General features: G+C 68.3%; 21 protein-coding genes, 1 tRNA gene and 1 pseudogene. 12 read left to right on the top strand and 11 right to left on the bottom strand.

Going from position 1 to position 20,323, the window contains the following annotated elements:
• Window positions 1–383: pseudogene (locus A5704_RS29810) on the top strand (homoserine dehydrogenase); the annotation flags it as partial.
• Window positions 384–473: 90 nt separating this feature from the next.
• On the opposite strand, the gene lysA reads toward A5704_RS29810, so the two are convergent.
• Both lysA and argS read right to left on the bottom strand, forming a co-directional pair.
• On the bottom strand, window positions 474–1,892 hold the full coding sequence (lysA, locus tag A5704_RS16220; RefSeq protein WP_067783883.1) for a diaminopimelate decarboxylase: 1,419 nt from the start codon (window positions 1,890–1,892) through the stop codon (window positions 474–476).
• A complete protein-coding gene (gene argS, locus A5704_RS16215; protein WP_067889877.1) occupies window positions 1,889–3,541 on the bottom strand; it encodes an arginine--tRNA ligase in 1,653 nt (550 codons plus the stop codon). The genes lysA and argS overlap by 4 nt, the downstream gene beginning before the upstream one ends.
• A 115-nt stretch (window positions 3,542–3,656) precedes the next feature.
• On the opposite strand from argS, the gene A5704_RS16210 reads away from it, so the two are divergent.
• Window positions 3,657–3,729: transfer RNA gene (locus A5704_RS16210), tRNA-Arg, on the top strand.
• 75 nt (window positions 3,730–3,804) lie between these two features.
• Here the strand turns inward: A5704_RS16210 and A5704_RS16205 are convergent.
• A complete protein-coding gene (locus A5704_RS16205) occupies window positions 3,805–5,238 on the bottom strand; it encodes an MFS transporter (RefSeq protein WP_067889874.1) in 1,434 nt (477 codons plus the stop codon).
• A 165-nt stretch (window positions 5,239–5,403) separates the two neighbouring features.
• Between A5704_RS16205 and A5704_RS16200 the strand changes: the two genes are divergently transcribed.
• The 3 genes from A5704_RS16200 to A5704_RS16190 are packed head-to-tail and all read left to right on the top strand — an operon-like array spanning window position 5,404 to window position 7,934.
• On the top strand, window positions 5,404–6,147 hold the full coding sequence (locus A5704_RS16200; RefSeq protein ID WP_082954887.1) for a GntR family transcriptional regulator: 744 nt from the start codon (window positions 5,404–5,406) through the stop codon (window positions 6,145–6,147).
• 12 nt (window positions 6,148–6,159) lie between these two features.
• The gene (locus A5704_RS16195) at window positions 6,160–6,870 is read left to right on the top strand and encodes a phosphonatase-like hydrolase (RefSeq protein WP_067782021.1); all 711 of its coding nucleotides are present in this window, start codon (window positions 6,160–6,162) and stop codon (window positions 6,868–6,870) included.
• Window positions 6,867–7,934, top strand: a complete 1,068-nt coding sequence (locus A5704_RS16190; protein ID WP_067889868.1) for a zinc-binding dehydrogenase — start codon at window positions 6,867–6,869, stop codon at window positions 7,932–7,934. The genes A5704_RS16195 and A5704_RS16190 overlap by 4 nt, the downstream gene beginning before the upstream one ends.
• 11 nt (window positions 7,935–7,945) lie before the next feature.
• Here the strand turns inward: A5704_RS16190 and A5704_RS28405 are convergent, their stop codons facing one another.
• Window positions 7,946–8,158 (bottom strand): hypothetical protein, encoded by a 213-nt coding sequence (locus A5704_RS28405; protein WP_156737688.1) that lies wholly within the window; start codon window positions 8,156–8,158, stop codon window positions 7,946–7,948.
• A 30-nt stretch (window positions 8,159–8,188) separates the two neighbouring features.
• Window positions 8,189–9,955: a GNAT family N-acetyltransferase gene (locus A5704_RS16185; protein WP_067747682.1), complete on the bottom strand. Its 1,767-nt coding sequence runs from the start codon at window positions 9,953–9,955 to the stop codon at window positions 8,189–8,191.
• Window positions 9,956–10,045: 90 nt separating this feature from the next.
• On the opposite strand from A5704_RS16185, the gene A5704_RS16180 reads away from it, so the two are divergent.
• Window positions 10,046–10,825 carry an alpha/beta fold hydrolase gene (locus A5704_RS16180; RefSeq protein WP_067889865.1) on the top strand — a complete coding sequence of 260 codons (780 nt, stop codon included), beginning with the start codon at window positions 10,046–10,048 and terminating at the stop codon, window positions 10,823–10,825.
• Window positions 10,826–11,014: 189 nt separating this feature from the next.
• A complete protein-coding gene (locus A5704_RS16175) occupies window positions 11,015–11,779 on the top strand; it encodes a S9 family peptidase (RefSeq protein WP_067889862.1) in 765 nt (254 codons plus the stop codon).
• A 44-nt stretch (window positions 11,780–11,823) separates the two neighbouring features.
• Here the strand turns inward: A5704_RS16175 and A5704_RS16170 are convergent, their stop codons facing one another.
• Complete coding sequence (locus tag A5704_RS16170) at window positions 11,824–12,324, bottom strand: nitroreductase family deazaflavin-dependent oxidoreductase (protein ID WP_067889859.1); 501 nt, start codon at window positions 12,322–12,324, stop codon at window positions 11,824–11,826.
• 108 nt (window positions 12,325–12,432) lie between these two features.
• Here A5704_RS16170 and A5704_RS16165 point away from each other — a divergent pair, with 108 nt between their 5' ends.
• A complete protein-coding gene (locus A5704_RS16165) occupies window positions 12,433–13,131 on the top strand; it encodes a glycoside hydrolase (protein WP_067747674.1) in 699 nt (232 codons plus the stop codon).
• 19 nt (window positions 13,132–13,150) lie between these two features.
• Here the strand turns inward: A5704_RS16165 and A5704_RS16160 are convergent, their stop codons facing one another.
• Entirely contained in the window at window positions 13,151–13,672 is a 522-nt protein-coding gene (locus A5704_RS16160) for a hypothetical protein (RefSeq protein WP_067889856.1), read from the bottom strand.
• 132 nt (window positions 13,673–13,804) lie between these two features.
• Here A5704_RS16160 and A5704_RS16155 point away from each other — a divergent pair, with 132 nt between their 5' ends.
• Entirely contained in the window at window positions 13,805–14,128 is a 324-nt protein-coding gene (locus A5704_RS16155) for a DUF732 domain-containing protein (protein ID WP_067303584.1), read from the top strand.
• 44 nt (window positions 14,129–14,172) lie between these two features.
• Here the strand turns inward: A5704_RS16155 and A5704_RS16150 are convergent, their stop codons facing one another.
• A complete protein-coding gene (locus A5704_RS16150) occupies window positions 14,173–14,661 on the bottom strand; it encodes an NUDIX domain-containing protein (RefSeq protein ID WP_231969136.1) in 489 nt (162 codons plus the stop codon).
• 61 nt (window positions 14,662–14,722) lie between these two features.
• Window positions 14,723–16,018 carry a tetratricopeptide repeat protein gene (locus A5704_RS16145; protein WP_067783855.1) on the bottom strand — a complete coding sequence of 432 codons (1,296 nt, stop codon included), beginning with the start codon at window positions 16,016–16,018 and terminating at the stop codon, window positions 14,723–14,725.
• A 160-nt stretch (window positions 16,019–16,178) separates the two neighbouring features.
• Between A5704_RS16145 and A5704_RS16140 the strand changes: the two genes are divergently transcribed.
• A complete protein-coding gene (locus A5704_RS16140) occupies window positions 16,179–17,894 on the top strand; it encodes an NAD-binding protein (protein ID WP_067761232.1) in 1,716 nt (571 codons plus the stop codon).
• A 60-nt stretch (window positions 17,895–17,954) separates the two neighbouring features.
• Here the strand turns inward: A5704_RS16140 and A5704_RS16135 are convergent, their stop codons facing one another.
• Window positions 17,955–18,833 (bottom strand): LLM class flavin-dependent oxidoreductase, encoded by an 879-nt coding sequence (locus A5704_RS16135; protein WP_067761229.1) that lies wholly within the window; start codon window positions 18,831–18,833, stop codon window positions 17,955–17,957.
• A 70-nt stretch (window positions 18,834–18,903) separates the two neighbouring features.
• Here A5704_RS16135 and A5704_RS16130 point away from each other — a divergent pair, with 70 nt between their 5' ends.
• The gene (locus A5704_RS16130) at window positions 18,904–19,317 is read left to right on the top strand and encodes a VOC family protein (protein ID WP_067761247.1); all 414 of its coding nucleotides are present in this window, start codon (window positions 18,904–18,906) and stop codon (window positions 19,315–19,317) included.
• Between the two features lie 94 nt (window positions 19,318–19,411).
• The gene (locus tag A5704_RS16125; RefSeq protein WP_067889851.1) at window positions 19,412–19,807 is read left to right on the top strand and encodes a VOC family protein; all 396 of its coding nucleotides are present in this window, start codon (window positions 19,412–19,414) and stop codon (window positions 19,805–19,807) included.
• Window positions 19,808–19,810: 3 nt separating this feature from the next.
• Here A5704_RS16125 and A5704_RS16120 read toward each other — a convergent pair whose 3' ends face one another.
• Window positions 19,811–20,296 (bottom strand): RrF2 family transcriptional regulator, encoded by a 486-nt coding sequence (locus tag A5704_RS16120; RefSeq protein ID WP_067275957.1) that lies wholly within the window; start codon window positions 20,294–20,296, stop codon window positions 19,811–19,813.
• Between the last annotated feature and the right edge of the window lie 27 nt (window positions 20,297–20,323).

Here is a 20,323-nt window from a genome sequence, read left to right as displayed (position 1 = left end):
GGGATCTCGCGGCTCGTGTCGGCGCGCCCCTGGTGTTGCGCGGCGTCGGAGTCCGGCGGGTCGCCGCCGACCGCGGCGTTCCGATCGAGCTGCTCACCGACAACGTCGAGGAGCTCGTCTCCCGCGAAGACGTCGACATCGTCGTGGAGTTGATGGGGCCGGTGGAACCGGCGCGAAAGGCCATCCTGCGCGCGCTCGAGCACGGCAAGTCGGTCGTCACCGCGAACAAGGCGCTGCTGGCGACCTCCACCGGGGAGCTGGCGCAGGCCGCCGAAAACGCCCACGTCGACCTGTATTTCGAGGCCGCGGTCGGCGGCGACCCGCCGGACTCCGACGCCGCGCAACACCAGGGGCGCGCCGACACGAGCCGCGAGATCGTCGGCGCTGCCCTCGATGATGCGGACAACTTCGCTTCCGACGTTGCCCAACCCGAGCACCGCTACGCCCACAGGCTTTTCGTCACGGGGCACCGTTCACCTCACTTCCAGACTCAGCAGATCGTCGACCGTCTCGCGGCGCAGGATCAGGCGGGACCGGCCCGCACGCACCGCCACCACCGCCGGACGGCAGATCATGTTGTAGCGGCTCGACAGCGAATAGCAGTACGCGCCGGTCGCGGCGATCCCGAGCAGGTCACCGGGCTGCAGATCGTCGGGCACCCACGCGTCGCGGACGACGATGTCGCCGCTCTCGCAGTGCTTTCCGACGATCCGCGCCAGCGTCGCCGGTGCGTCGCTGGCGCGTGAGACCAGCCGGGCGTCGTACTGCGCGTCGTACAGGGCCGTGCGGATGTTGTCGCTCATGCCGCCGTCGACGCTGACATAGCGGCGCTGGGCCGTGCTGCTCACGTCGACATCCTTGACGGTGCCCACCTCGTACAGCGTGATGGTGCCCGGCCCGGCGATGGCGCGTCCGGGCTCGACCACCAGTCGCGGGGTGGGCAATCCCACGGCCGCCGACTCGTTGCCGACGATGTCCGCCAGCTTGGCCGCCAGGTCGGCCACCGGCGGCGGGTCGTCGGTGCCCACGTAGGAAATCCCCAGCCCCCCACCGAGATCGACGGTCGAGATCTGACCTGTCTTGTCGACGCCGAATTCGTCGACGATTTGGTGCAGCAGCCCGATGACGCGGTGCGCGGCGACCTCGAAGCCGTCGACGTCGAAGATCTGCGAACCGATGTGGCTGTGCAGGCCCACCAGGCGCAGGTGGTCGGTGGCGAACACCCGGCGCACCGCGGCCATCGCCGCGCCGCTGGCCACCGACAACCCGAACTTCTGGTCTTCGTGTGCGGTGGAGATGAATTCGTGCGTGTGCGCTTCGACCCCGACGGTGAGGCGGACGTAGACGTCCTGAACGATGCCGGCGTCGGCCGCGATGGCGTCGAGGCGCTCGATTTCGGTCATCGAGTCCAGGACGACATGCCCGACACCGGCTTTGACCGCCGCCGTGAGTTCCGCGGCGGATTTGTTGTTGCCGTGGAACGTGATCCGCTCGGGCGGAAAGTCGGCGTGCAGCGCGATGGCGAGCTCGCCGCCGGTGGACACGTCGAGCGACAGGCCTTCCTCGTCGACCCAGCGGGCGATCTCGGTGCACAGGAAGGCCTTGGCGGCGTAACACACGTTCTGGCCGCCGCCGAAGGCCGTCGCGAGTTCGCGGCAGCGAGACCGGAAGTCGTCCTCGTCGATGACGAACAGCGGGGTGCCGTACTCCTGGGCGAGCTGGGTGACCGGGATCCCCGCGATGCTGGCTATTCCGTTGTCACCGCGAAGAATGTTGCGCGGCCACACATTCGGCGCGAGCCGAAGCAGCTCGTCGGGCGACTGCGGCCGCGGCGTGCTATCGGGGTGCCGGGTTTCTTCGGCGTGCCGAGGACCGGCGGGGTGCACGTTCACATTCGCTCCGGAGCGGTGACGCCGAGGATCGTCAGCCCGTTGGCGATGACCTGGCGGGTGGCCTGGCACAGCGCGAGCCGCGCGGTGTGCAGGTCGGTGGGCTGCTCGTCCCCCTGGGGCAACACCCGGCACGAATCGTAGAACCGGTGGTAGTCGCCGGCCAGGTCTTCCAGGTAACGGCACACCCGGTGCGGCTCCCGCAGGGACGCAGCCGTTTTGAGCACGCGGGGGAAGTCCCCGATGCTGCGCAGCAGCGTCCCCTCCTTGTCGTGGCTCAGCAACTCGAGGTGCCCGGTGTCGGGGACCAGGCCCAGCTCCGCGGCGTTGCGGGCCAGCGCCGACAGCCGGGCGTGCGCGTATTGCACGTAATAGACCGGGTTTTCGTTCGACGCCGACGACCACAGTGCCAGGTCGATGTCGATCGGCGTGTCGACCGAGGAGCGGATCAGGCTGTAGCGCGCCGCGTCGACGCCGATCGCGTCCACCAGGTCGTCGAGGGTGATCACAGTTCCGGCCCGCTTGCTCATCCGGACGGGCGCGCCGTCGCGGACCAGGTTGACCATCTGCCCGATCAGCACCTCGACGTGGGCCGGGTCGTCACCGAACGCGGCGGCCACGGCCTTGAGCCGGGCGATGTAGCCGTGGTGGTCGGCGCCGAGCATGTAGATGCACAGGTCGAAGCCGCGCTGCCGCTTGTCCAGGTAGTAGGCGATGTCACCCGCGATGTAGGCCGGCTTGCCGTCGCTCTTGATCACGACGCGGTCTTTGTCGTCGCCAAAGGCGCTGGTGCGCAACCAGGTTGCGCCATCCTTCTCATAGATGTTGCCGGTCTCGCGCAGCCGGGCGATGGCCTGGTCGACGCGGCCGCTGGTGTGCATCGAGTCTTCGTGGGTGTAGACGTCGAAGTCGGTGCCGAACTCGTGCAGCGACTCCTTGATGTGAGTGAACATCAGGTCGACACCGATCTCGCGGAACGTCTCGTGCATCTCGGCGGCGGGCAGGCTCAGCGCGTCGGGCGCCTTGCCCAGCACCTGCGCGGCGATGTCGTTGATGTAGGCGCCGGCGTAGCCGTCCTCGGGCGTCGGTTCGCCCTTGGCGGCGGCGATCAGCGAGTTGGCGAAACGGTCGATCTGGGCGCCGTGGTCGTTGAAGTAGTACTCGCGCTCGACGGCGGCGCCCTGGGTGCTCAACAACCGGCCCAGCGCGTCGCCGACGGCGGCCCAGCGGGTGCCGCCGATGTGGATGGGCCCGGTGGGGTTGGCCGAGACGAACTCCAGGTTGATCTTGTGGCCGGCCAGCAGGTCGGAATGGCCGAAGGTGTCGCCGGCGTCGATGACGTTGTTGACGACCACCGCCTGCGCCGACGCCTCGAGGCGCAGGTTGATGAAGCCCGGCCCGGCCACCTCCGCCGAGGCGACTCCGTCGGCCCGTGACAGCGCCTCGGCCAACCAGCCGGCCAACTCGCGGGGGTTGGCGCCGACCTTCTTGCCCAGCTGAAGCGCCAGGTTGCTGGCGTAGTCGCCGTGCTCGGGGTTGCGGGGCCGCTCCACCGTGACCGTCGCCGGCAGGGCGGCAGCGTCCAGCCCGCGCTCGGCCAGCACCGCGGAAGCGGTGCTCCTGAGCAGCTCAGCGAGGTCAGCGGGGGTCACAAGCGTCCATCCTATTGGCTGAGGTGCCCGCGCCCCGAATCCATTGCGGTGGTCGAGCGGTCACCGCGATGCGTTAGTCTGTCTGGGCCCACCTGGCGCATCATGATCTCCATGCGCCCCCGTAGCTCAGGGGATAGAGCGTCTGCCTCCGGAGCAGAAGGCCGCAGGTTCGAATCCTGCCGGGGGCACCCCCTCGAACAGCGCGCTTGCGAACGGGTCCCACAGTGGGCACAAGCCAGGCGGTATGCGGTTCTCCTCACACGTCATGCGGTGAGCGGCTCCGGCGAGAGCCGTTGTCGCGAAGTGGCGTTCGCCGAAGGCCTGGGCCTCAACCGGTCGCTGACCTCGTCGAGCGCGCGGCCACGGGGTTCCGGCAGCAAGAATGTCGTCGCGATCGCCGCGATGTAGCAACCGAACGCCAGCAGCGTCACGGCCCGTAGCCCCGAAGACGCGAGGACGAGCGGCACCACCAGCGCTCCCCCGAATGCGCCCACCTTGGCGACGCCCGACGACAGGCCGTGCAGGCTGCTGCGGAAGGTGGTCGGGTACGACTCGGCGGCCAACAGCATGGTGGTGTAGTTCGGACCGAACGCGATGCCGAACAGAGAGAGTCCGAAGACGATCCCGAAGGGCAGGACGGCGCTGCTCAGGCTCGGCACCACGGTGATCAACAGCATGGCCGACGCACATAGCGTGAAGCCGACGATTTGGAGTCGACGCCGGGGCCATCGGTCGAGAACGAAGAGCCCGGCGATGGCGCCGACCAGGCTGAAGCAGACAACGAGCACGGCGTTGAGCGCGATGTTGGACAACGTGGAGCCGTGCGGGCTGATGGTCTTGATCAACAGCGGCTGACTCACCGAGTTGCCGTACACCGCGACGTTGAAGAAGAACCAGCTTCCGGCGGTGCCCAGCAGAGTGATGAGCACCTTGCGATTCGTCGACGCCAAGCGCAGCCCACCGATCGAAGCCTTGGAAACCGTTGCTGCCGTAAACGTTTCGTTGCCCGCTCCGGCGAACTTCTCGAAGTCATGGCGCGCCTGCCGCTCGTCGCCATGCTCGGCCGTCCAACGGGGCGACTCCGGCATGTGGCGACGCTGGTAGAGAACCAGCACCGACGGCAGCACGCCCAGCCCGAGGATCACTCGCCAGGCCAGACCGTTGTCGACACCGACCGCGAGGACCAGCAGGCTGACGAGATAGGCACAGACCTGACCGAACACGTAGAACAGGAACGTCAGGCCGACGAGCTGGCCACGATTTCGCGCGTTGGCGTACTCGGTCATGATGACGCCGCTGGCCGGGTAGTCGCCGCCGATGCCCACGCCGAGAATGAGCCGGCCGACCAACAACACCGTGAAGTTCGGGGCGAATGCCGACACCAGGGCTCCGATGATCATCAGCACGGCTTCGAGCCCGTAGACGCGCCGGCGGCCGAAGAGGTCGCCGAGCCGGCCGAACACCATTGCGCCCACTGCGACCGCTAGCAGCGTCGAGCTTGTCAGCATCGAGATCTGACCGCCGCCGAGGTGGAATTGCGGTGCGGCCAGCAGCGTCACTGAGCCGATGACGTTCAGGTCGTAGGAGTCGGTGAAGAACCCCGCACCGGCGGTCGCCGCGGCCTTGAAGTGGAAGACGCCGAGTTGGGCGTCGTCGATGGACTTTCCGACGCTCTGGTTGTTGGCGACGTCAGTCATGGGAGCTCCGATTCCAAGGGCGCCGACTTGTCATTACAAGGACCCTCCGGCAGCGGTTCAGTAGCTGTCAACGCAGGAACGGATTGGGCAGCGGATGTTCATATTCTCTTAACCGACAGACTGATTCGCAGGTCGGAGCCCCGGACACACATGTATAGTCAAGTCGTGGCAATCGCATTGCATGAGGTCATCGCCGACAGCCTGAGGGAACAGATCCGGCTCGGTGAATTGGTCGTCGGTGCGCCGCTTCCGTCGGAGTCTCGGCTGTGCCAACAGTGGAACGCGTCGCGCGGACCGGTGCGCCAGGCGCTGGCCACCCTGCGCGCCGAGGGCGTAATCGCCGGCGGGCGCGGCAAACCGCCGGTGGTCTGTTCCGCCGCGACCGGACAGCCCTTCGACACGCTGCTGTCGTATTCGGCGTGGGCGCACTCGATCGGCCGCACGCCCGGGCAGCGGACCCTGGAGCTGGCGCTGCGGCGGGCCGACCAGCACGCCGCCTCGGTGCTGCACGTCGACATCGACGCCCCGGTCGTCGAGGTGTTGCGGCTGCGCTACCTCGACGACGAGCCCGCGATGCTCGAGCGAGCGGTGTTCGTCGAGCACGTCGGCAGGCGCCTGTTCGACTTCGACTGCGATTCGGGATCCCTGTGGGCGTACCTGCTTTCACAGGGCGTGCAGTTCGCCCGGGCCTCCCATGTGATCGACGCGGTGGCCGCCGACGCGCTGGACGCGCGGCACCTCGGTGTGCCTCAGGGGGTTCCGTTGCTGCGTCAGCAGCGAACCACCCGCAGCCCGGACGGCGAAGTCCTCGAATACCACGACGACCGGTACCTGCCGGGACTGGTCAGCTTCACCCTCGAAAACACCCTTGACGCGCGCTGCGCCCTGAGCCGCAACGCCAAGCCCTGAGGAGCCGAGTTCATGACGATCTTCGCGCCCGAAATCGTGGTCCTGGACATGGCGGGCACCACGATCGACGACGGTCAGCAGGTCTACCGCGTGCTCGCCGAGACCGCGCGAGCCCACGGGGCAGCACCGTCGGAGGCCGAAATCACCCGCTGGCACGGCGCCTCGAAGCACGAAGCCCTGCGTGAACTGCTCGCCTCCCGCTCCGGAACGCCCCCGAGCACGGGCGAGCTGGAAGTGGTGGTCAACGATTTCCAGGCCCGGCTCAGCACGGCCTACGCCGATCACCCGCCGCGCCCGCTGCCGGGGGTCCTGGAGGCGCTGTCCACGTTACGCGGGCGCGGCGTAAAGGTCGCACTGACAACGGGATTCGACCGCATCATCGTCGAATCGCTGCTGTCGGCGCTCGGATGGATGGACGACGCGGTGGCGGACACCGTCGTCTGCGGCAGCGATGTGGCCGCCGGGCGCCCCGCGCCCTACATGATCTTTCGCGCCATGGAACGGCTGGGCGTGACCGATGTGGCGCGCGTCCTGGTTGCCGGTGATACCCCCCGCGACCTCCAAGCCGGCACCAACTCCGGTGCCGCGCTGGTGGTGGGCGTCCTCTCGGGAGCCAGCGACGCCAACGAACTCGGTGCCCACCGGCACACCCACCTGCTGCCGTCGGTGGCCGATCTACCCGGCCTGCTCGGCGTGCGCCCGGTGGCGATGAGCGCTCCATGACCGGCACAGCCGTCGACCGACGGATCGACGCCACCGCCGCGGCGGTATGGCGGGGCGGCGACCGGATCGCCGTCGAGCGCGTGGCGGTGCCGCCGCTGGGACCGGCCGACGTCCTCGTCCGGGTGCGCCTGGCCACCGTGTGCGGCAGCGACCGGCACACCGTCAGCGGCCGTCGTGCACAACCGTGCCCGTCGATTCTCGGCCACGAGGCCGTCGGTGAGATCGTCGCCGTCGGACAAGCGGGCAGGTGCGACGTGGACGGCCAGCGCCTACACCCCGGGCAACGCGTCATCTGGTCGGTCACGCTGCCCTGCCAAACCTGTGACCGCTGCCGCGCCGGAGTGACCGCCAAATGCCGCACTGTCCGCAAGGCCGGGCACGAAGCGCTCGACTCGGGTTGGGCGTTGTCCGGCTCCTATGCCGAATATGTCTTCCTACCCGGCAACTTGGCGATCGCGGTCGTCGGCGACGACCTCAGTGACGCCGTCGCCGCTCCCGCCGCCTGCGCGACGGCCACGGTCACGGCGGTGATCGACCGCGCGGGGCCGCTGACCGGCAGGCGGGTCATCGTCGTAGGGGTCGGCATGCTCGGACTCAGCGCTGTCGCGGCGGCGGCCTCGGCCGGCGCTTCCGTGGTCACGGCGGTCGATCCCAGCGCCGAAAGAAGGCAACTGGCAAGGCAATTCGGCGCGACCGACGAGGCGGCATCGGCACCCGACGTGGACAGCTGCGACGTCTTGCTGGAGTTCTCCGGCTCATCGACGGCCTTGCAGGCCGGATTGGCCGCGCTGGACAGTCAGGGCGTCGCCGTCCTCGCCGGTTCGGTCGCCCCCGACGCCGCCATCGCGCTCGACCCCGAACACGTGGTTCGCCGGCAGCTGTCGATCTTCGGCGTGCACAATTACGAGCCACGGCACCTCAGTGCGGCGCTGAGCTTTCTGCGGGCGACGCACGATCGGTTTCCCTGGGGGGAGCTGGTTGCCCGGCCCCGGCCGCTCGCGGACGTCGCGAGCCTGCTCGTCGGATCCCCCGGCCCCTCGCCGCGATATTCGGTCGCGCCCTAGGCCTTACGGGGTCAGCGCCGGCCGGGTGGCCAGCGGTGCCAGGTCACCGGTTGGCGTTGAGCAGCTGCCGGTTTGGGAAATACCGCCGCGCTGCTGTCGTAGATATGGATGGTCTTGACGCCTTCCAGATTCCAGAACAGCGCCGCCCGCGCCGACGGCACGTACACCGCCGCGAAACGGAAATGACTGGTGCACAGACAATCGGGGACTACGCCATCACGCACGCTGAAACGTTGACCGCGGATAAACCGGACTCAGATGGTGCGTTTCAGCCCGACGTGGGCGGCGTGGTACCCGAGCCGGCGATAGAACGCCCGAGCCCGTTCGCGAGCCTCGTCTGTGGTCACCTGCGCCAGCTGTGCGCCGTGCGCTCGGCCGTAGTTGTGTGCCCACTCGACGAGTGCAGTACCAAGACCCTGTGCGCGTTCGGCTTTGGCGACCCGTAATCCCTCGATCTGCAGCCGGGTGGCGCCGCCGCGGGAAAGACCGGGAATGATCGTCAATTGCACGGTCGCGACGACCATGTCGGAACCGTTCATGACGACGCCGAGGTAGTTGGATCGGTCGCGAACGACGATGTCGTAGGCCGCCTCGTAGCGTTCGAGTTCGGCGGCTTCGCGTTCCTGACCGAATTCGTCGTCGGAGAGCAGCTGGGCGATCACCCCCACGTGTTCGCGCGTCGCGCGCTGCACACGATATGTGCGGCCCGCCACCCGCAGCAGTCCCCGAACCGAGGACTGCGCCAGTGCCTGTAGGCGCGCCACCAACAGGTCCAGCCACGCCCCCACGTTGGTTCGTGCCTCCGCGGTATCCGGGTAGCGGCATCGCAGATGTAGCCCGGACTCGTCCTGGATGAACCAGAGCATGACGCCGTCGGTGTCAACGCTCGCGCTCACATACTGGGCGTCGAGTCCGACCGAGTCGATGCGCACCGGAAGTCTGCTTTGGTCCAGCCAGGAAATCGCGAACATGCCTGGCGCGATGGGCATTCCACCCCACGGAGCCAGTACGTCGGCCAGCGGCCAGGAACCAAGCTGCACGGCCTCTTTGACGGCGGTGGCCGCGGCGTGGGGCTCGGCAACCGCCGACTCCAGGACCGAATTGGTGATGAACCAGCCCACCGAGTCGTGCCATTTGTCTTCAAATCGGCTATGCACGGGGAAGACCGCGCGCAGCGGCGCCCCGGCCAACTCGCGGGTCACCGCGGTCATGGCGACCACGGCGAGTGCCAGCGTCGAGACACCGTCGTCGCGTGCCTGCGCGGCGAACGCGGCGCCGTCATCGACATCGAACACGTCACGCACTTCAACGCGTTCCGGATGCGGCCCGGACTCACCCAACGGCAGCGGAAACCGTGGCATCACCCCACCGCTGTCGCTGATGATTTGTGCCCATCGCGCGCGCACGCGTTCCGGTGCCGCGGGAAGGTCCAGCAATGCCTGCGTGTGCACGACAAATGCCGGCGGCGGTTGCGGCGACGGCATACGTCCGATCCGGGCGTCGGCGAGCATCGACAACAGGTCCCGCGCAATCACCAGCATTGACCACATGTCCACGTGGGCGTGGTCGGCGGCGATCACCACCGTCAATCCGGCGGCAGTCTCCAGCACACACAATCGATGTGAGGGCCGCTGATAGGGCGAGCACGTCGCATTGAGAACCACTCGCAGTGCGTCGTTGACCGCCTGGCCCGCAGCGATCTCGTGCTCTACCCACTGGCCTGGGTGAATATCGATCTCATGCAGTTGCGGATCGCCGTCCGCCCCGGGTGTGAATGCCGTTCGCAGGGTGCCGTGGCGGGCGATCACGGCCAGCCACGCATCGGCCAACGATTGGCGGCTGACCCCCGCCGGCAACCGAATGGACAGAGCCATCCAGGAGCCGGGTCGTGCGCCGGCACCAACGTGTATGCGCTGGTCGAAGGACACCGGGAGCCGGCGGCCGAGGTCAGACACCGAGACGTCGTAGCCCCAGAGTCGTCCAAAGGGTAGCCGCAGGTGCGCGACGTTGGTCAGCCGCATGGCGGTACCTTAACGCCCCGGTTAGCCTGAATGCTCGGTCTGCGCGGTCGGCTCCGGGGCGAGCCGTCCGGTCGTGAGAAGAGTTGCGTGATGTCCACTTTCGTGGTTCCTGGAGCGGAGCTTGCGGTTGAACTGAGCGATGAAGGTGGTCATCCGGTAGTTCAACTGCATGGACTTACCTCCAGCCGCGCGCGTGACCGGGTGCTCAATCTCGACCTCGGCAGGGGCCTGAGCGGGACCCGACTGCTGCGGTACGACGCACGCGGCCATGGCAAGTCGACCGGGCGCAAGGTCCCGGAGGATTACCGATGGGAAAGCCTTGCCGAGGATCTCCTGCAGCTACTCGACAAATGGTTTCCCGGCGAACGGGTGCACGGAGTGGGCCCCTCCATGGGTGCCGGCACACTGCTGCACGCGGCCGCCCGCGAGCCGGACCGCTTCGCCGGCCTCACGCTCATGGTGCCGGCCACCGCGTGGGAAACCCGGCCCGCGCAGGCCGAGATCTACCGGGTTGCGGCCGAATTTATCGAAACCGAGGGAGTCGGGGCATTCATCGCGTCGGCGCGTGGGGCGACTCCGCCGCCGGCCACGGTCAGCGCGCCCGAAACAGTTCCCGATGTGGCCGACGCGCTGCTGCCGTCACTGTTTCGGGGCGCGGCTCTCAGCGACCTGCCCGCTCGCGAAGCGGTCGCACGAATCGATGTGCCGACGACGATTCTGGCCTGGGTCGGCGACCCGGCGCATCCGATGTCGACAGCGGAATCGCTTGCCGCACTGATGCCGCGGTCAACGCTCACCGTGGCGCACACCCCGGCCGATGTCGAGACCTGGCCCCAGATCCTGAGCCAAGACGTCGCCCGCAGGGGGTGAGTTGTACGCGGTTGTCGCACAACGGCTTTCGTTTCGGCCGTGAGCGATCCGGCACGCTCACCCGCAATATGCCTCTGAACTGCGAACACGTGGCTCGATTCCGCAGTTATTGTTCCCGCCGGGGACACAAACCTTCTCGCAGGTAGGTCGGCCTTACGACCGCCGGCCCGGGCGGGTTAGATCGTCAGCATGGGCGAACGCGTCACATTTCAGGGCTCGACGGGCGCGCAACTGGCCGGCGTCATCGAAGTGCCCGACGGGACGGTGCGGGGCTGGGGCGTGTTCGCCCATGGCTTCACGCTCGGCAAGGACTCGCCCGCCGCGGCGCGGATCTGCAAGCAACTGGCCACCGACGGCATCGGCATGCTGCGCTTCGACGCGCTGGGCCTCGGCGGGTCCGAGGGCGACTGGGGCGACGGGTCGTTCACCGTCAAGGTCGACGACATCGCCAGGGCGTGCGAATTCATGACCGGCCGCGGAACGCCGGCCGACATCCTGATCGGGCACTCGTGGGGCGGCGCCGCGGTGCTCGCCGCGGCCCGGCAGTCGCCGGGAGTGCGGTCGGTGGTGACGGTCGCGGCGCCGGTCGACCCGAGCCACGTCGAAAAGCATTACGACGCAGTCGTCGACCGCTGCCTGACCGAGGGCAGCGCCGAATGGATGGTCGGCGGGCGCACGCTGACGCTCAAGCGGGCGTTCGTCGAGGACGTGCGGCGGGCCCACCTGCGCGACAAGATCAAGGGCTTGCGCCTGCCGCTGCTCATCCTGCACTCGCCCACCGACAACACGGTCGGCATCGAGAACGCCAGCGAGATCTTCCGCTTGGCCCGGCACCCGCGCAGTTTCGTCTCGCTCGAGGGCTCGGATCACTTCCTCACCGCGCGCGGCCAGGCTCACCGGGCCGGGCGAATCGTCGGCGCCTGGGCCGACGCGTACCTGGGCGATACGGATTAGGCGGCGAAGCGCGAACGACTCTGTGCGACAGCGCCTATCGTCGTTCAGTTCCGCGGCAGGACGAACGCCTCGATATGCCGCTTGCCTGCCCGCACCTCGTACTTGCGCCAGCCGGGATACAGCTCGAGGCCCTTCGCCCAGATCTCGTCGCGCTCGCCCGGCGTGGCGAGCCGCGCCGTCGTATGCCAGGTGTCGCGGCCGATAGTCACCGTCGCCTCGGGGTGGGCCTTCAGGTTGTGATACCAGGCGGGATGCTTGGCGCCGCCGAAGTTGGATGCGATGAGGGCCAGGCCATCTGGATGGGGGATCCCATACACGGCGACGGTGCGGGGCTCGCGGGATTTGGCGCCGGTGGTGGTGAGCATGACCACGGGGATGCCGGTTGCGACGCCGGCGAAGCTGCTTCTGCCGCCGCTGACCTTGGTGATGAACCGGTCCAGGTGGTGCGCCGTGGGGCGCAGCAGCGCCACGCCCACCGTCGTGGAGGCGAAGCGGCGCATCACCCGGTGGAAGGCGTTGGCATCGGCGAAGGTCTGGCCGGACATGGGTGTCATTGTGACGCGACGGAGCATGGCGTGGGGCGTATTCGCCCGACCCGAATAACCCGTCGAAAACGCCCCACGGGTGTCGCCCGCGACATTAAGCTGCTGGTCGTGGGCGTGAATGTGTTAGCCAACGGCCGGAGTCGTTGGCTGGCGATCGTGGCCTCGCTCGTCCTGTCGGCCGGCATGGTCTACGCCCAGGGCGCGAAGCCGCGACCCTCCGCGCCCGCCCCGCCGCCGGCGGCCGCCACCAGCGTGGCCGCCGGACCGGCCGATGCGGCGCCCAGCGCACTGGCCAACGCCCCGCACACCGCGACACCGGCGGAAGTGGAGATGCTGACCGCAAACGCGCCGCCCGCCGCCGGCCAGCAATTCCAGGTCGCGCTGCCCCACGGCATCGGGTCCGAGGACAGGCTGCAGGTCAAGACGATCTGGGCGGAGCGCGCCATCAGCGTGCTGTTTCCGCAGATCACCACCATCGGCGGATACCGGGAGGACGCTTTGCCGTGGCATCCCAACGGGCTGGCGATCGATGTCATGATCCCGAACCACGCCAGCCCCGAAGGCATCGAGCTGGGCAACCAGATCGCCGGCTACGCCCTGGCGAACGCCAAACGCTGGGGAATCAACCACGTGATCTGGCGGCAGAAGATCTACCCGGGCGTTGGTGGAGGAAGCTGGACCGCCGACCTCGGTTCGGAGACACTCAATCACTACGACCACGTTCATATCGCCACCAACGGTGGCGGGTACCCGACCGGGCACGAAATTTACTACATCGCCTCGATGACGCCCGCGCCGCAGCAGTGATCCTGGGCGACAACGACATTCATGCGGGACCGGCGGCAAACGCCGCCACCGGCATTTCGACGCTTCCGCCGCAGGGACCGCCGTTGATGTCGGTATGCCAGGTGCCGCGCAAAGATCCGTCCGGCTGTGGCGTGTAGAACGCCCACGACCGCGCGGGTGCCCACACCTTGGGGACGCCGTCACCCATGTAGCAATCCCATTGGAAGTCGAAGCGCTCGACCCATCGAGCCCCGTCCCAGGTGTAGTGCGAGGGCTGGGGCAGGGTCGGGTTCTTGGGGACGGGGCCGTTGGTGGCGGTGGCCACGCACTTGCGCGAGCAGGCGGTGACGAAGACATAGTCGGCGCTGAATGTGGGTTCGGATTGGGCCGCCGCCGCACTGGTGCCTGACTTGTTGACGGCGTACCTGACCAGCGAATACTTCCCACTCCACGACGGCAGCGCGGCGTGCACGGGAATCGCGGGCAGGGGCTGGACCGCCGCGGCGACGGCGGCGAACGCCGCGACGCCGCGAAACCGCCATCGGGAAGACATCGGGTCCATGGTGCGGGCTCAACGACGCGCCCCCGACGGCCCACCAAGAATTCGTTGAGAACCCGTTAAGCCCCCGTGCTGATTCTGTGATCAACGCACCCAGCGTCCACGAGAAACCCAAATCAGCACTAGGAGACCCCGATGTTCACTCGCCGTTTCACCGCCTCCGTCGTCGGCACCGCCGCCCTGGGCCTGGCCGCGCTCGGCCTCGCCGGCACCGCGGGCGCGAGCTCGGTCGACGACGCGTTCCTCGCCCAGCTGGCCGCCGATGGCATCACCCCGCCGAGCGCCTCGGTCGCGGTCAAGGACGCGCACGCCGTGTGCAACGCCCTCGACCAGGGTCACTCGAGCAAGGAGGTCATCAACGCGGTGGCCCAGGCGACCGGCCTGAGCGCCAAGGGCTCCAAGACGTTCGCCGTCGACGCCGCTTCGGCCTACTGCCCGCAGTACGTCACCTCGGCCTGAAACCTGACACCACGATGCGGGGACCCGGCGGGTCCCCGCATCGTTCATGCTCGCCGCAGCAGAAACAGGCCGTAGGCGGCGATCGACTGCGCGTCGGCGATCACCCCGGACCGGATCATCTGCTCGACGTCGTCGCGGTCGAACCAGGCGCTGCGCAGGTCCTGTTCCTCGTGCTCGAGGTCCGGTTCCCCCTCCTCGACGATCCCGGTCGCCAGGAACACCCAGCCGCGCTGGCTGCTCATGCCCGGAGCGACATCGAGCCGGCCCAGCACCTCGAACGACGTCGCGCTCAAGCCGGTCTCCTCGCGCAGCTCACGCTCGGCCAACTCGGCAGGCTCGGTGTGCGTCAGGCCGGGGGCGGTGCCTTGCGGGAACTCCCACCGCCGCTCCCCGAGCGGGTACCGGAACTGCTCGACGAGCCGGAAGCGGTGACCGTCGAACGGCATCACCAGCGCATAGTCGGGTTTGTCCACCACCCCGTAAATGCCGGGGCTGCCGTCAGGGCGACGGATGTCGTCTTCGCGGAGCACCATCCACTGGCTCCGGTAGATCTCGCGGGACGCGACGCATTCGATGAAAGGCACCAACCCAGTATCACTGGGCTGCCGTGAAGCGGTCGTACGTGCGGCGCAGGGCACCGCGGTCGACGGAGTGCAACACCCGGGTGAGGGCTTCGAACACGTCGACGTAGCCGACGGTGGGATCTGCCGCGTCACCGCGGGTGTATTGCCACGGCAGGGACCGTCCGCGGCGCAGCACCTCCCCGAGATACCACACGGCGCCATCGACGAACGGCGCATTCCGCTCCTCGTCGAGGAGCTGCTCTGGGGTCGCGCCCTTCTGGATGACGAGCTCTTCCAACGCGTCCAGGGACTCCGGGGAGAAGTCCCAGACGGCGTCGCCGCCGTAATGGCCTGCCCATACCGGAAATTGGGCGCCGCGCTCGGCAAGCCAGCACCGCAGGTATTCCTCGTCTGAAAATCGCTGCGTGGCTTGATGTTTGGCACGCAGACGGCGCTTGATGGCCCCTTCGACCCGATCACGGGTCTCGGTCACCCACCGGTATTCCTCCGCGCGGTCGCGCCACTTGGCCAGTTCCTCACGGGCGGCGACGGTGATGGGATTGTCGTCGCCGAAGACCCGCGCTTCGTCGTCGACCAGGGCTTGCCAGGTGGCGACCTTGTCGCGGCAGTCGTCCGGTTCGGGCTCCCACAGCGCGATGGTGTGCCGAGCGATCAGCGTGTGGCGGTGGTCATCGCCCAGCTTTTCGCGCATCACCTCGACCAGCGACTCGAGCTCGGCCACCGCGCCGGGACCGTCGACCGATTCGCCGTGCCATTGCGCCAGCGCCATGCGCATACCCAGCGTGTCCTCGTGGTGTTCGCCGAGCACCCGGCGGCGGGCCTCGAGGACCCGCTCGCCCTCGGCGATGGCGCCCGCATAGTCCCCGAGCTCCTTGCGCTTCTGCGCCACCCGGTCCCTGGACGTGAGCGCGGTGGGATGCTCGGGCCCCAGCACCCGTTCTTCGTCGGCCAGCAGTTGTGACCACTCGGCCAGCGCGGCCCGCGCCTCGCGCTGGGGCCGGTCCGCGAACATGTGGCGTGCGGTCAACGTGGTGATGTGATCGCGGCCGAGCAGCTGCTCGAGCTCGGGCACCAGCTGCTCGAGGGCGGCATAGGCGCCGGCCTGGTCGCCCATTTGGAGCTGCAGGTGCACCAGCGCGAGCTTCATGTCCAAGACGTTGGGGTGACGCTCCCCCAAGATCGGGCGGCAGACGGCAACCAGCTCGTTCATCAGCGGCAACGCCCCGGCGAAGTCGGCCGCGGCGATGCGTTCCGAGATGAGCCGGGTCAAGGCGGCGAGCGGCCCGGGCAGTTCCGGCGGCGTCATACCGCTATCGAATCCCTCGCAGGGCCTCGTGGCAATTCACCTCGCCGCTGGCGCGTCCGGTGTCGCGCTGGCATGAAACGGCACGGTGCCCGATAGTCATAGGAACGAACGCCAACGTCTCAGAGGTGGGTATGCCGTACGCCCGGAAGGGTGCGTAACCATGCGCGGTCACATCATCGTCAGCGGTGACGACGCGCTGGCGACCACGATCGTCGAGGAGCTCAACAACGCCGGCGTGCACATCGTCAAGCTCAGGACCGCCGGCGAACTCGAACACGCGGAAGTCGCCCGCGCCCGCGCGGTGATCTGCGTCGGTGACGACGACGCGACGAATCTCGAAATCGCGTTGCTGGCAAGGAAAGTCAACCCGCGGGTGCGGGTGGTGGCGCGGCTGGGCAACGACGTGTTGCGGACGGCGATGGCCGCCGACAAGCGCCCCGGAGCGATCCTGGACGTCGCCGACCTTGCGGCGCCGTCGGTCGTCGAGGCCTGCCTGGCGCACACCGTGCACCCGTTCGAGGCGGCGGGCATCGAGTTCGTCGTCTCGGGCGCCGAGGCGCCGTACAGCGCGACGCTGCGTGAAATCTACGGTGACCTGGCACCGGTGGCGGTCATCCATGGCGAGGACTGCGCGACCCCGGGCGAGGTGGTGTCGTGCCCCGGCCGTGATTTGGCGGTGCACGCCGGTGACTGGACCGCGATGATCGGCACCGCGGACGAACTGGCCGCCCGCGGCATCAAGGTCCCGCGCCCCACCGTGACGCGCTACCGCCTGCCCCGGCTGCGGCGGACACTCGACGGCGTGCGCGCGCTGCGTGACGACGTCAACCCGATGTTCGGGCGGGCCCTGGTGGCCGCGGCGTGCTTGCTGCTCGGGTCGACGGTGGTCCTGCGCTTCTGCTACCAGCCGAATCCGAAGATGACGTGGCTCGACGCGTTGTACTTCAGCACCGAGACGATCGCGACCGTGGGGTACGGCGACTTCAGCTTCCTTCAGCAGCCCACCTGGCTGCGGCTCTACAGCATCATGTTGATGTTCGCGGGCGTGACGACCACGGCGCTCCTGGTCGCATTCATCGCCGACCTGCTGATATCGCGACGATTCGCCCACTCGGTCGGACGCCGCCGGGCCCGCCATCTGCGCAACCACGTCATCGTCGTCGGGCTCGGCTCGTTCGGCAGCCGGGTGGTCGCCGACCTGAGGTCGGCCGGATACGACGTGGCCGTCATCGAGCGTGACGAGAACAACCGCTTCCTGTCGACGGCCGCCGACCTCGACGTGCCGGTGATCTTCGGCGACGCCACGCTGCGCAAGACGCTGGAGGCCGCCCGCGTCGAGCACGCCCGCGCGGTGGCGGTGCTGACACAGGACGACATGGTGAACATCGAGACCGGCATCGTGTTGCGCGAGATGCTGGGGCCGCGGGTGATGCCGCACGTCGTGCGGCCCGACGTTCCCCTCGTGCTGCGCGTGTACGACCGGAAGCTGGGGGCCGCGGTGGCGCAGCGGTTCGGGTTCGAGAACGTCCGATCCACCGTCGAACTCGCCGCACCATGGTTCATCGGCGCCGCGATGGGCCTGCAGGTGCTCGGCACCTTTTCGGTCGGGCAGCGCTCCTTCATGGTCGGCGGAATGCATGTGGCGCCCGGCAGCGAGCTCGACGGGCTGAAGATGTTCGAACTGTCCACCCAGACCCGCGTCATCGCGATCACCCGGCAGGACGCGCCCGTGGAGCTGCATCCGCGTCGGGACGCCTGGCTCCGCGGCGGCGACACGGTCTATCTCGTGGGGCCTTACCGCGAGCTGATGGCGACGCTACGCAAGGGGCAGCCCCCGCAGCAGCCCGCCGCCGGGGAAGAGCGCGCGTCGGCCTAGTGGCGATCGCAAGCGCGGCGAAGCCGGGCGCTGCGGGTCGCCGCCGTCGGGCCAAGCCCTTTACAGCCGGCCGGCCACGTCCGCCGCGCGGCGTAGCTGGTCGATGTCGGAGCTCGTCGGGATGAGCTGTACCTCGTCGGTGCCGATGGCCTCGAACTTGCGCAGCACTTCCAGCAGCTCGTCCTCGGTGCCCGCCCAGCCGGTGGTCGGCGCCATGGCGTCGACGTATTCCGGCGGTATCCAATTCATGTAGCGCCGCAGATGACGATGCACCTGGGCTCGGGACTCTTCGGGCGACCCGAACGCGAACCAGAACGACGTCACCAGGTGCGGTTCGCCCTTGCCCGCCCGCGCCCACGCGTCGCGGGCGACGTCGAAGAGCTCGTTCTGTTTGGCGACGTCCAGGTCCAGCGTCGTCCCCGCCAGCCCGGTGGCCCAGGAAGCGGCGCTGCGGATGGTCTTCGGGCCGATGCTGCCGACAAACAGCGGCGGACCGCCGGGCTGCACCGGCGCAGGCCCGACCGGTAGCACCGACTCGGTGAGCTTTTCACCGGCCCACACCCGCTTCATCACGGCCACGCGCTCGGCCATGTCGCGCATGGTCTGGGTCGCCGGGTCGGCGCCCACGGCGTGGTAGTCCTCGTGCCGCCCGCCAACGCCGATGCCCACACTCAGCCGCCCGCCGCAGAGCATGTCCCCGGTTGCGAGCGCCTTGGCCAGCATGACCGGGTCGTGCAGCTGCGGCACGATCACGGTCGTCAGCAGCCGCACTCGGCTCGTCCAGGCGGCCAGCGCGCCCAGCAGCGTGAGGTTGTCCGGGTTCTCGAATGCGATGCGCTCGCCCCAGCACAATGACGAGAACGGGCCGTCGTCGATCGCGCGCGCCCAGTCCTCCAAAATTCCCGCATTCAAGTCCGGCTCCATCACCGGCAGCGTCATCGCAGTTCGCACGCGGCGATTCTGGCATGACCGGTAAACATTCGGTGGCGCAAGTGGCAGCATGGAGCAGATGGGTTTCACCAGCAGTTCGATCGCGCACGTTCGCCTCACCGTCACCGATATCGAGCGATCCCGGCAGTTTTACGAGAGCGTGTTCGGTTGGCCGGTCCTGCTGGAGGTACCCGATAACGCCGACGAGGCCACCCGCAAACAGCTGAGCTTCCTGTTCGGTGGGGTCATCTACGACCTCGGCGGCACGCTGCTGGGGCTGCGGCCGGTCGCGACCGATCGCTTCGACGAGGATCGCGCCGGGCTCGACCACATCGCGTTCCGGGTCGCCAGCAAGGACGAATTAGACTCTGCGGCAGCGCATCTCGACGAGCTGAGCATCGCACACGAACCGGTGAAAGACATCGGCCCGTCCTACATCCTGCAGTTCCGCGATCCCGACAACATCGCCCTGGAGCTCACGGCGCCGAAATAAGAACGCCATGTTGTGGCGAACGTGCGCGGAACGACGGCGGAGACGGCGTGTCGGCGCGCAAACACGCACGCTCGTCAAGGAGTAAAGAGGAATTATGGCCATCAGTTTCAACCACGCCATCGTCGCCGCCCGCGACAAGCAGGAGTCCGCGTCGTTTCTAGCCGAATTGTTCGGCCTGCCCAGCCCAAAACCATTCGGCCACTTCATGGTTGTCCAGCTCGAGCACGGCGCCAACCTGGACTATGCGGACGCTCCCGAGGGCGCGGAGATCCCGCGGCAGCATTACGCCTTCCTGGTGTCCGAAGAGGATTTCGACACCATCTACGGAAAGATCCGGTCACGAGGCCTCGAGCACTGGGCGGACCCGGGCGCCAAACGGCCCGGCGAGATCAACCACAACGACGGCGGGCGCGGGGTGTACTTCCTCGACCCCTCGGGCCATGCCATGGAGATACTCACCCGCCCTTACGGGTCGGGGGGCCAGCGCTAGCGCCTATTCGCCGGCGCGGGGCGTGCCGTGACGCACGCTTTCCTGTGTTCGATAGTCGTCGGCGAATTGGGCGACGTGCTTCGGCAGCGCGTTGGCGGCGACGTCAGCCAGCGTCGTCTCCTCCAGCACCGAACGCATGCTGGCGCGCAGCGCCCGCCAGACATCGGTGAGCGCCGCGGTGGGCCCCGAGTAGGGCAGGTCCCCCAGACCGATGTCGCGCACGCTCGCCAGCGGGCCGTCGATGCAGCGCAGCACGTCGGCGATGCTGATCTCGTTGCCCGGCCGGGCCAGTTCGTAGCCGCCTTCGCGGCCCCGATGGCTTCTCACCAGGCGGTCGGTGCGCAGATTGGTCAGGATGTCGACGAGGAACTGCGGCGGAATGCCCTGCGCCTGGGCCAAGTCGTCGGTCTTGACCAGCGTCCCGTCGGGGACCGTGGCGAGCTGGACCATGGCCCGCACCGCGTACTCCGCCTTCGCCGACATGCGCACTCTGAGGATTGTGCCACCCGGCGGCGG

Origin of the sequence: Mycobacterium sp. E735 (genome assembly GCF_001666955.1) — a bacterium.
Lineage (GTDB): Bacteria > Actinomycetota > Actinomycetes > Mycobacteriales > Mycobacteriaceae > Mycobacterium.
Note: the sequence above shows the minus strand (reverse complement) of the source record. Positions and strands in the feature narration are given on the sequence as shown.